Source organism: Bradyrhizobium sp. STM 3809 (assembly GCF_000239795.1).
GTDB lineage: Bacteria > Pseudomonadota > Alphaproteobacteria > Rhizobiales > Xanthobacteraceae > Bradyrhizobium.
In genome coordinates, this window is the sequence record NZ_CAFJ01000255.1 from 1 (window position 1) to 10860 (window position 10860).

The 10860-nt window shown below is 67.2% G+C and carries 10 protein-coding genes; 7 read left to right on the plus strand and 3 right to left on the minus strand.

Annotated features, from left to right (window positions below; all coding sequences use genetic code 11):
• Positions 1 to 697: 697 nt before the first annotated feature.
• The 4 genes from BRAS3809_RS14375 (at position 698) to BRAS3809_RS14390 (ending at position 5862) form a co-directional block, all read left to right on the plus strand.
• A complete protein-coding gene (locus tag BRAS3809_RS14375; protein ID WP_008962830.1) occupies positions 698 to 1318 on the plus strand; it encodes a glutathione S-transferase family protein in 621 nt (206 codons plus the stop codon).
• A 106-nt stretch (positions 1319 to 1424) separates the two neighbouring features.
• Positions 1425 to 2015 carry a biliverdin-producing heme oxygenase gene (locus tag BRAS3809_RS14380; RefSeq protein ID WP_008962831.1) on the plus strand — a complete coding sequence of 197 codons (591 nt, stop codon included), beginning with the start codon at positions 1425 to 1427 and terminating at the stop codon, positions 2013 to 2015.
• Complete coding sequence (locus BRAS3809_RS14385) at positions 2012 to 4546, plus strand: HWE histidine kinase domain-containing protein (protein ID WP_008962832.1); 2535 nt, start codon at positions 2012 to 2014, stop codon at positions 4544 to 4546. The genes BRAS3809_RS14380 and BRAS3809_RS14385 overlap by 4 nt, the downstream gene beginning before the upstream one ends.
• Positions 4547 to 4833: 287 nt before the next feature.
• Entirely contained in the window at positions 4834 to 5862 is a 1029-nt protein-coding gene (locus tag BRAS3809_RS14390) for a hypothetical protein (RefSeq protein ID WP_008962833.1), read from the plus strand.
• Between the two features lie 5 nt (positions 5863 to 5867).
• Here the strand turns inward: BRAS3809_RS14390 and BRAS3809_RS14395 are convergent, their stop codons facing one another.
• Positions 5868 to 7001 carry a site-specific DNA-methyltransferase gene (locus tag BRAS3809_RS14395; RefSeq protein ID WP_083839104.1) on the minus strand — a complete coding sequence of 378 codons (1134 nt, stop codon included), beginning with the start codon at positions 6999 to 7001 and terminating at the stop codon, positions 5868 to 5870.
• 86 nt (positions 7002 to 7087) lie between these two features.
• Here BRAS3809_RS14395 and BRAS3809_RS35830 point away from each other — a divergent pair, with 86 nt between their 5' ends.
• From BRAS3809_RS35830 to moaB, 3 genes are all read left to right on the plus strand, one after another.
• Positions 7088 to 7279: a hypothetical protein gene (locus BRAS3809_RS35830; protein WP_139017356.1), complete on the plus strand. Its 192-nt coding sequence runs from the start codon at positions 7088 to 7090 to the stop codon at positions 7277 to 7279.
• A 107-nt stretch (positions 7280 to 7386) separates the two neighbouring features.
• Complete coding sequence (gene ypfJ / locus BRAS3809_RS14400) at positions 7387 to 8307, plus strand: KPN_02809 family neutral zinc metallopeptidase (protein ID WP_035656302.1); 921 nt, start codon at positions 7387 to 7389, stop codon at positions 8305 to 8307.
• A gap of 11 nt (positions 8308 to 8318) precedes the next feature.
• Entirely contained in the window at positions 8319 to 8879 is a 561-nt protein-coding gene (gene moaB, locus BRAS3809_RS14405; RefSeq protein ID WP_008962837.1) for a molybdenum cofactor biosynthesis protein B, read from the plus strand.
• A gap of 196 nt (positions 8880 to 9075) precedes the next feature.
• Here the strand turns inward: moaB and BRAS3809_RS14410 are convergent, their stop codons facing one another.
• Positions 9076 to 10005, minus strand: coding sequence for a bifunctional helix-turn-helix transcriptional regulator/GNAT family N-acetyltransferase (locus BRAS3809_RS14410; RefSeq protein ID WP_008962838.1), 930 nt, complete (start codon positions 10003 to 10005; stop codon positions 9076 to 9078).
• Positions 10006 to 10068: 63 nt separating this feature from the next.
• Positions 10069 to 10641, minus strand: a complete 573-nt coding sequence (locus BRAS3809_RS14415; RefSeq protein WP_008962839.1) for a glycosyltransferase family protein — start codon at positions 10639 to 10641, stop codon at positions 10069 to 10071.
• Positions 10642 to 10860: the final 219 nt, after the last annotated feature.

Consider the following 10860-nt stretch of genomic DNA (forward strand, 5'->3'; position numbering starts at 1 on the left):
CTCGCACCCCAAATCAGGTGTCTTATCCGCCCCGTTCCGTCCCGGCAGGAGGGGCGTACGCGTCGTCACGAGACGCGGGGCGGGATGCGGTGGCTGCGACGGCGTCGTTGGACGAACGGCGTCGACCGGCCTCGTGCAGGGCTGCGGCGGCTTGCCGTCGTGGCGCAGTGCGGGGTCTTTCGCGGACGTTGAAATCGTGTGGTCCTGGCATCCCGATGCTGATGTCAACTCGCGTTGAGGCTTTCGCTTCGCGCGGGGATGGTGGCCAGAAAGCCCGGCGCACCAGGGAGATCACGTATAAGACGGAAGCCCATCGCGCAGGGAATGCCGGATGATCCGGCTGGACCTGTGGTGACTGCCGCCTGCTTTTTTTGCTGCAGGCGGGCCATGGGTTGCGGCCAGCACCCGGCATTCCCTGCGCCCTCTTTGTGATGAGGGTCCTGTTCGGCAACAACTCGGGCGCGTCTCGCGCCGCGAGAGGGGTAGGTTATGACTGGCATGGTCGTCATGTCTGTCGTTCTGTCGCGATCGATCGTTGGCAAGCGGGACCGCATCTGCGCGGATCGCGCGTGCGACACCCAATGTCCCGTCTGGGCGAACGCGGGAGGGAGCCGCCGGCTGCGGCGACGGGCGCCGGCAGGGTGGACGGCGGATGCCACCGCAGCTAGGTTCGCCGCTCATCTCATCGGGGTTCATCATGCTCAAGCTCTATGTCGCGCCGGGGACCTGCGCGCTCGCATCCCACATCGCGCTGGCCGACACCGGCGCCGCTTACGCGATCGAGAAGCTCAGCTTCAAGACCAACCAGCAGAACAGCCCCGATTATCTCGCGATCAATCCCAAGGGGCGGGTTCCGGCGCTGGTGACGGAGCGCGGTGTCCTGACCGAGACGCCCGCGATGCTCGCCTACATCGCGCAGCGTTTTCCGCAGGCCCGGCTCGCACCTCTCGACGACGCGTTCGCCTTCGCCGAGGTGCAATCCTTCACCAGCTATCTCTGCTCCACGGTGCATATCGCCCACGCGCACAAGATGCGCGGCTATCGCTGGGCGACCGAGGAGTCGTCCTTTGCCGACATGAAGCGCAAGATTCCGGAGACGATGGGCGCCTGCTTCGCGATGATCGAGGAGAAGATGCTGCGCGGGCCCTTCGTGATGGGCGAGCAGTATACGATCTGCGATCCCTATCTGTTCACGATCGCGCAATGGCTCGAGGGCGATGGCGTCGACATCAACGCCTTCCCGAAGGTCGCCGATCACTTCAAGCGCATGTCCGAGCGGGACGCCGTGAAGAAGGCGTTCGCCGAGCTTGCGGCCTGACACGCCGGCAAAAAAGCAGCAGGAGGCGGGAACCTCGATCGTCCAGTGACGTTGCTTGAAGCCGTGGCGCGTGCCTGCGGCCGATCTCCTTTTCCTGGGCCCCTTGATGTTGCTGGCAGCCGTTTCCGATGATCACTTGCGCACGCCCGGCACCGGCATTCGCGACAGGCTGAAAGCGGCCACCGCCCCGGCGCATCATGCGCTGGACGAGCGGCTCGGCCGGCTCGATCTGACGACGACGGCGCATTATCGCCGCTTCCTGCAAGCCAGCGCCGCAGCGCTGCTGCCGCTGGAGCAGATGCTGGATGACGCCGGCGTCGCCGACATCATCGGCGATTGGTCCTCGCGGCGGCGGACCGACGCGGTCCGCGCCGACCTCGCCGCTCTCGACGGGACGATCGCTCCGCTGGACCTGGCGGCGCAGACATTCGACCGGCCGTTCGCGCTGGGCACCCTCTACGTCCTGGAAGGCTCGCGACTGGGCGCCGCCTATCTGCTGCGCGTCGTTTCGGCCGCTGCCGATCCGCGCGTGAGGCGTGCGACGCGTTATCTCCGCCATGGTGCAGGGCAGGGGCTGTGGTCGAGCTTCCTGTCGCAACTCGCCCGCGAGCCGCTGACGCCGGAGGATGAAGGCCGGGTGATCGCCGGCGCGCATGCCGCGTTCGCGATGTTTGCGCTCGCGATGGCAGCAGCATGAACGAGCCGGTCAACCTCACCAATTGCGATCGCGAGCCGATCCATGTTCCCGGCAGTGTCCAGCCGTTCGGCTTCCTGCTGGCGCTGGTGTCGGATTTCACGATCTGCATGGCATCGGAGAACGCGCCGGATTTTCTCGGCGGCGACATCGGCTGGCTGCTGCACAAGCCGCTCGGCGCGGTGATGTGCGAAAGCGCCGCGGCGGTGATCCGGGCGCGTGTCGACTATCTGAGCGGGCCCGACGCGGTCGAGCGGGTGTTCGGCGTCGACTTGCAGGGGCAGGGACGGCTGTTCGATCTCGCCATCCACTTCTCCGGCGCCTATCTCGTGGTCGAGGCCGAGCCCAGCGTGATCGAGCCGGGAGTCAATTCGGGCGAGATGGTGCGGCTGATGCTCGGCCGCATCCGCAAGACGACCGGCATGACCGACCTCGCGCAGGAGGCCGCGCGGCAGCTCAAGCTCCTGACCGGCTTCGACCGCGTGATGGTGTACCGCTTCCATCCGGACGGCTCCGGCGAGGTCATCGCCGAGACCGCGGGCTCCGGGCTCGAGCCGTTTCTCGGACTGCATTATCCCGCCTCCGACATTCCCCGCCAGGCGCGGCAGCTCTACCAGCGCAACTGGCTGCGCATCATCGCCGACATCAACGCCGCGCCGGCGCCGCTGACGTCGAGCCCGACGCACAATGCCGGGCTGCTCGACCTGTCGATGAGCGTGCTGCGCGCGGTCTCGCCGGTTCACATCGAATACCTCCGCAACATGGGCGTGGCCGCCTCGATGTCGGTGTCGATCCCGCGCGACGGCAGGCTGTGGGGCCTGTTCGCCTGTCACCATTATTCGCCGCGGCATCTGTCGTTCGAGAAGCGCACCGCGGCCGAGCTGTTCGGCCAGATGTATTCCTGGCTGCTGGAGGCGCGCGAACGCGAGACCGACGTCGCCTATGAGGGCCGCGCGCATCAGATCCAGGAACGGCTGATCGAGCGCGCGGCGTCGCAGGCGCACAGCAAGCGTGCGATGCTGGAATTCGTCGCCGAATATCGCCAGATGATCGAATGCGACGGCCTTGCGGTGTGGTCCGACGACGAGATCACGCTCGACGGCGAGACGCCGACGGAAGCGGAGGTGCAGGACCTCATCGCCTTCATCAACCGCACCTCGCCCGGGCGCATCTGCGCCAGCGCCGAGATCGCCAAGGTGTATGCGGCGGGCGAGGCGTTCCGCGCTCGCGCCGCCGGCTTCCTGGCGATCCCGATCTCGCGCGCGCCGCGCGACTGCCTGATCTTCTTCCGCCGCGAGGTGCTGCGCTCGGTCAACTGGGCCGGCGATCCGAACAAGACCTATGCCGAGGGCCCGCTCGGCGCGCGGCTGACGCCGCGCAAGAGCTTCGAGCTGTGGCAGCAGACAGTGGCCGGCCAGTCGAAACCATGGACCGCCGCCGACCTGCGCATCGCGGAGAGCCTGCGCGTCACGCTGCTCGAGGTCATCCTGCAATTGTCGGAGCTCGCTGCGCGCGAGCGCCGCGGCGCGCAGGAGCGGCAGGAGTTGATGATCGCCGAGCTCAACCACCGCGTCCGCAACATTCTCAGCCTGGTGCGCGGCCTCGTCGCGCAGAGCAAGGACACCGCGACCTCGGTTGAGGAATTCGCCTCCGTGCTCGGCGGCCGTATCCAGGCGCTGGCGCGCGCACACGACCAGATCACCAATCTCAACTGGGCACCGGTCGCGCTGCGTTCGCTGCTCGAATCCGAGGCCGGCGCCTATCTCGGCGCGCGCGCCGGGCGGGTGCGGATGGAAGGCCCCGACATCGCGCTCGACCCCAAGGCGTTCGCGACGCTCGCGCTCGTCGTGCACGAGATGATGACGAACTCGGCGAAATACGGCGCGCTCGCCGATTCCACCGGACAGGTCCAGGTGCTGTGGCGCCTCGATCCCGGATCGAGCCTCGTGATCGACTGGAAGGAGAGCGGCGGGCCGCCGGTGCAGCCACCGTCGCGCCGCGGCTTCGGCACGACGATCATCGAACGCTCGGTGCCGTTCGATCTCAAGGGCGATGCCGAGATCCGCTTCGACCTGCTCGGCGTGCAGGCGCGCTTCGTCATCCCCGCCAATTTCGTGCAGATGGTGCCCGCGCTCACGGGCGCGCCGTCGCGTCATCAGGGCATCGAGGAGCAGACGCCGCGGCTATCCGGCACGGTGCTGATCGTCGAGGACAATCTGATCATCGCGATGGGCGCCGAAGTGATCCTGCTCGAGCTCGGCGCGCGGCATGTCGACAGCGCGGCATCGGTCAATCAGGCGCTGCGGTCGATCGAGCGCGCGGTGCCGAGCTTCGCGCTGCTCGACATCAACCTGGGCGCGGAGAGCAGCCTTCCTGTCGGGCACAGGTTGAAAGAGCTCGGCGTGCCCTTCATGTTCGCCACCGGCTATGGCGAGCGCGCACCGATTCCGGACGAACTATCTGACGCGCCGGTGATCCAGAAGCCATACACGCGCGAGCTGGTCGAGAAAGCGCTGTCGAAGATCGTGAAATGATTGGAATGTGCAACCATCGAACGCCGTTCGATCAGCGCATGCGGATTTTCATGTGGACTCGCACTCACAAGCGCGTGTTGTTGCAATCGCGACGTAGCCGGTGAAGCGCCGCATCTCGCGCTTATTCCCGCTGTTGCTGCGACAAAACAGCCCGAAAAAATTAGAACGCATCCAATAGACACCGCCGTTCTATCATTGTTTCGACAAATGGAACCGCAGCAGCCTTATTCCGAACGAAGTCATCACCGAAACGGCGCAACGGGGGCGCGTGAATCGTCGGAGGTCTGATGACGAATCGAACGGCGAGCTTGTTGCCGTGTGTTGCTGCTGCCGCGCTGGCGGGAGCGGCTGCGGTGGCAATCGAGTTTAAACCGGCATCGGCGGCTGACGAATGCCTGGCGAAACCTGGGGGGACTCCGGCGGGGAAGCACTGGTTCTATCGAGTCGATCGCACGACCAAGAAGCAGTGCTGGTATCTGCGTGATGATGATCGCGCCGCGCAGGGCGCCTCGCTCGTCAAGCGCAAGCTGGCCTCGCATCGCGACCGCACGACCTTGTCGTCGTCAACGGCCGATGCGCGCGCGGAAATCGAATCGTCTCAATCCGGCGACGACGTGAAGACGGCGGCGACGGTCCCCAGCGCGGGCGCGCGCGCGTCAGTAGTCTTCCCGCCGGTCCCGGCCTCTCCGGCTGCGCCGGCGCCGGCCGCCGCGCCGTCCAACGCCACGGCTCCGGCAGGTCCCGAGCCGTTGAGTTCCGCACCGGTGGTCGACACGGAGAACGCCGCCGCGAGCGATTCCGCGGTCGCGGCGCGTTGGCCGGATTCGTCGGGCACGCTGCAGACGCAGCCGGCGCCGCCGCCGCGTCCGTCAGCCATGACGCTCGCTGCGGCATCGAGCGACGCGGCGCCGGTCGTACCGGCCGCGGCATCGCCGGCTGTCGCCGAGGTCGCTCCGCTGACGTCGGTCGGCGGCGTGCCGGAGGATGCAGCGCGGACACGGCTGTTCGCCTTCCTCGGCGCGGTGGCGGTCGCGGGCTTCTCGACCAGCGTGCTGCTGGCGCGGGCCCGGTCGAAACGCAAATTGCGCATCGAGCCGGTCGCCGCGCGCTACGTGTCGCGCTGGCCGACCGAGCCGGAGCTCGACCGCATGCATCTGCCGTCTGTCGATGACTTTCACCCCGCTGCCATGCGGCGCGAGCCGCAGCGGGCGGCGCAACTGTCCGTCGTGCCGGGCGACGACGTCCGCTACGACGAGCAATACGAGGTCGAGGACCTCCTGGCGCGCTATTCCGGACATGGACGCCGAAGGTCGTAGCGACGTCAGGCGGCGCTCATCTCGGAGCGGATCTCGGCGCGCAATTCGTCGATCAGCCTGAGGCCGCCCTTGGTCTCGACGTGCCAGAACGTCCAGCCGTTGCAGGCCGGCAGCCCCTGCGCGACCGCGCCGATGCGATGGATCGAGCCGACCTTGTCGCCCAGCATGATCGCCCCGTCGGCGCGCACCAGCGCGCCGTAGCGGCGCTTGGAATCGACCAGCTTGGCGCCGGGCGCGATCATGCCGCGCTCGATCAATTCGGAGAATGCCACCCGCGGCGCCTCGCGCGCCGTCATGAACGGCGCGAGCGTCTCGGCAGGGAGAGGCTCGACCGCGGCAATACGCCGCTCCGCGGCTTCGGCATACACTTTATCGCGCTCGAAACCGATGTAGCGGCGGCCGAGGCGCTTGGCCACGGCACCGGTCGTGCCGGTGCCGTTGAACGGATCGATCACCAGGTCGCCCTGCTTCGACGATGACAGCAGCACGCGCGCGAGCAGGCCTTCCGGCTTCTGCGTCGGATGAACCTTCTTGCCGTCGCCGTCCTTCAGCCGCTCCTCGCCGGTGCACAGCGGGATCAGCCAGTCCGAGCGCGCCTGGACGTCCTCGTTGGAGGCCTTCAGCGCTTCGTAGTTGAAGGTGTAGCCCTTCGCCTTCTCGTCGCGCGCGGCCCAGATCATGGTCTCGTGCGCGTTGGTGAAGCGGCGGCCGCGGAAGTTCGGCATCGGGTTCGACTTGCGCCAGACGATGTCGTTGAGGATCCAGAAGCCGAGATCCTGCATGATCGCGCCGACGCGGAAGATGTTGTGGTAGGAGCCGATCACCCAGATCGTCGCGCTCGGCTTCATCACGCGCCGCGCGGCGAGCAGCCAGGCGCGGGTGAAGTCGTCATACGCGGTGAACGACGAGAACTTGTCCCAATCGTCGTCGACCGCGTCGACCTGCGATTCGTCGGGACGCTTGAGCTCACCCTTGAGCTGCAGATTGTAGGGCGGATCTGCAAACACCAGGTCGACGGATGCGCCTGGCAGTTTCGACATCTCGGCGACGCAGTCGCCGACGATGATTCGGTGCTCTTCAAGAGCCTGAAATTTAGTGCGGGGCGCCCTTGCAGACGCCCCGCGACGCGACTCAACCATGACTCAAGAACTCTGACTCAGGCGACGCTGTCGGCGACGCGGGACCTAACAACCGACTGCCCACACATTGACCCGGCAAAGTAAAAATGGACTTAATCAGGAAAATTTTTCGCATCTCAGCAAGCATGTTCATCATGCGCATCGGCGATATGATGCGCGCCGTCGACATCGGTCGCGCGCGCTGCAAGGTGGCGATTGCAATCGTGTTTTCGCCGCGGCGCGCGAAGCCGCCATCGGCGAGGGACGCTGCGCGCGACGGATTTTTTGGCGGAAGCTAGGCAAAATTTGCCGGCCGGGTTATTGATTAACACAGTGGAAATTTTACCTGTTTGCCGCGTTGGGATTTTCGCGCAGAGCCGCGCAAGGACAGTGAGGAAAGGCCGCCATGCGTTACGATGATTTCCGTCGCAGCGACGACATCGACGACCGTCGCGACGAAGGCGGCGGGATGGGCGGCGGTATGGGTCTGCCGATCGGCGGCGGCGGGCTCGGCATCGGCACGATCATCGTGCTCGGCCTGATCGGCTACGCCTTCGGCATCGACCCGCGCATCCTGATCGGCGGCGCCGAGATGATCAGCCATGGCGGCGCGCCGACCTACCAGACCGATCGCCGTTCGGCCGGCAAGACCGGGGCGCCCAAGGACGAGATGGGCGACATGATCGCCGGCGTGCTCGGCGAGATCGACGATCGCTGGAGCGAGATCTTCCAGGCGTCGGGCCAGAGCTACACCGGACCCAAGATCGTGCTGTTCCGCAACAGCACCAATGGCGGCCGCTGCGGCATGGCGCAGTCGGCGATGGGACCGTTCTATTGTCCGCCCGACCGGCAGATCTTCCTCGACACGGGATTCTTCCGCGAGGTCGAGACCCGCTTCCGCGGCTGCTCCGGCAACGCCTGCAAGTTCACCGCGGCCTACATCATCGCCCATGAGGCCGGGCACCACGTCCAGAACCTGCTCGGCATCCTGCCGCGCGTGACGCGGATGCAGCAGCAGGTCGGCAGCAAGGCGGAGGCCAACGCGCTGCAGGTCAAGGTCGAGCTGCAGGCCGACTGCCTGTCCGGCGTCTGGGTCAATCGCGAGGCCAAGAAGCGGCCGGGCTTCATCGAGGAGGGCGACATCGATGCCGCGCTGACGACGGCATCGGCGATCGGCGACGACACCCTGCAGCGCCAGGCGACCGGGCGCGTGGTGCCGGATTCGTTCACCCACGGATCGGCCGCGCAGCGCAAGCGCTGGTTCATGGTCGGATACCAGCAGGGCACGGTGCAGGCCTGCAATACGTTCGGCGCCAACTCGCTGTAGGAGACGCGACCATGGCGATCGACGAGAGCAAGAGCTTCATTCCCCTCAACATCGCCGTGCTGACGGTGTCCGACACGCGCTCGCTCGACGACGACAAGTCCGGCAACACTCTGAGCGATCGGCTGACCGCCGCCGGCCACAAGCTCGCCGCGCGCGAGATCGTCACCGACGATGTCGAGAAGATCCGCGCGGTGGTGAAGAGATGGATCGCCGATCCCGGCGTCGACGTCGTCATCACCACCGGCGGCACCGGCTTCACCGGCCGCGACGTCACGCCGGAGGCGATCGAGCCGTTGTTCGAGAAGCGCATGGACGGCTTCTCGATCGCCTTCCACCTGTTGAGCCATGCCAAGATCGGGACGTCGACGATCCAGAGTCGCGCGACCGCGGGCGTGGCCGGCGCGACCTACATCTTCTGCCTGCCGGGATCGCCCGGCGCCTGCCGCGACGGCTGGGACGGGATCCTCGCCGCGCAGCTCGACTACCGCACGCGGCCATGCAATTTCGTCGAGATCATGCCGCGGCTCGATGAGCATCTGCGCCGGCCGAAGGCGCAGGGCGCGACGGCGTAGCTGGCGGTCTATTCCGTCATTTCGGGGCAATCCGCACGCGCGGCCGCGACGGGCAGCGCGTGGATTGAACCGGGGATCTCGAGCTCGTTGACGCGTGCAAGACGTTCATGCGCGCAAGGCAATGGCGAGAGTCCGGGTTCAAGGCCTGCGGCCCTTCCCGAATGATGGCGGTTGTGACGACCTGAGACCAGCGCGGCTAAAGCGCGAGTCGCCACGTCTCGCCGATGAGCTCCACGCCGAACGACGCGTGCGGCTGCTCGGCGATCTTGCGGAAGCCGGCGCGGGCATAGATGTCGCGCGCGGCGGTCAGGATGCTCTGCGTCCACAGCTCGATCGTCGTGTAGTTCGTCTCCCGCGCAAAGCGGATGCATTGTTCGGTGAGGGCCCGACCGACGCCGAGCCCGCGGGCCTTCTTCTCCACCAGCAGCAGCCGCAGCTTGGCGACGGCGTCGCTGCCCTTGACAAGGAAGATCGAGCCGACCGGCTCGCCGTCGAGCTCGGCGATCCAGCAATGCTCGCGCGCCGGATCGTAGCTACGGATGAACTGCGCGCCGATCTCGGCGACCAGCGCCTCGAAGCTGATGTTCCAGCCATATTCCTCGGCGTAGACAGCCCCATGCCGCGACACCACCCAGCCGATGTCGCCGGGGCGGTGGCTGCGCAGCAGGACGGGCGAGCGTTGCGGCTGCGCCGGCTCCAGCACGGTCTCGATCGCCGCCATGGCTCCGACCAGCCGGTCGCGGCTCGCCGGCGCGAGCGGCGCGATCATCGCCGCGATCTCCTTCTGCGAGCTGCGGTCGAGCCGGGCGAATGCCTGCCGCCCCTTCGCGGTGAGGCTGAGCTGCTGCTGCCGGCGATCCGACGGCAGCGGCGTGCGGCTGATCAGGCCCTTCTCGTCGAAGCTCTGAACGATGCGGCTGAGATAGCCGGCATCGAGCCCGAGCGAGAGCCCGATCTCCTTAGCCGAGAGCGCGTCGGATTGCGCGAGCTCGTAGAGCACGCGCGCCTCGGCGAGCGAGAACGGGCTGTCGAGCAGATGCTGATCCAGCGCGCCGAGCTTCCGCGTGTAGAAGCGGTTGAAGGCACGGACGGCGGCGACCTGGCTGTCGGACGGCAAGGCTGTCATGGCGACATCTCCAATACTTGCTATTGTCAATCAATTGATTGACTTTGGCAAGTACTGCGATGCCTACACCATGACGATCCGGCTGCGCAGCATGGTGCGTGAGGAGCGGCCGAGCTGCCGCAGCAGCCGCGTCTCCGCCCGCTTGTGCTCCGGCCGGTAGCCCCCGACCTGCCGGTAGTGCTCCCGGGCGATCAGCAGGCCCTGGTCGCCCAGCGGCCCGGCCACGGCACGCGCGATCGAGCGGAGCCGGTCGCGCAGGCTGACGGTCGCGTAGGGCGACCGGGCGTAGCGGAAGATGCCGGCGAGAGGACGTCCGGTGGCGCCCACGCTCTGCACGAACTGCATGGTCTCGTCGATCCAGCCGGGATCGAGCACCGCGCCCGCGGGCAGAAACATCAGCCAGGGCGCCCGGGCCCTGGCGGCGCCGGCGGCGAGGGCCGCGGCATGGGAGCCCTCGAACTTCATGAAATGGCAGCCGGCGACGTCGGCGACGCGCTCGATCACGCTGGAATCCGCCGAGCGGTCCACCAGCACGACCTCGGTGACGACGCCCGCCGCCGCGCCCGGCACCAGCGCGGACAGCGTGGCGACGGCGGTCTGCTCGACCCCGTCAGTCGGGATGATCACGCTCAGCATCGCTCTGGCATCTTCGTTGGCAGTCCCTCCGGTTCCCCTGTTATCATCTTGTCATCATCAAATCAGCCCGCTGCATTGCGGAATTTTAGAGCAGGCCGACGTCGGCGAGGCGTTCGGGCAACGCACGACGGGCCGGGCCGGCCGCGCCGAACAGCGCCGCCGGGGCTCGCGCCCGCGGCTGTTCAGTCGCCGGCCCTAAGCCGGCGTCGTGCCGCCCGC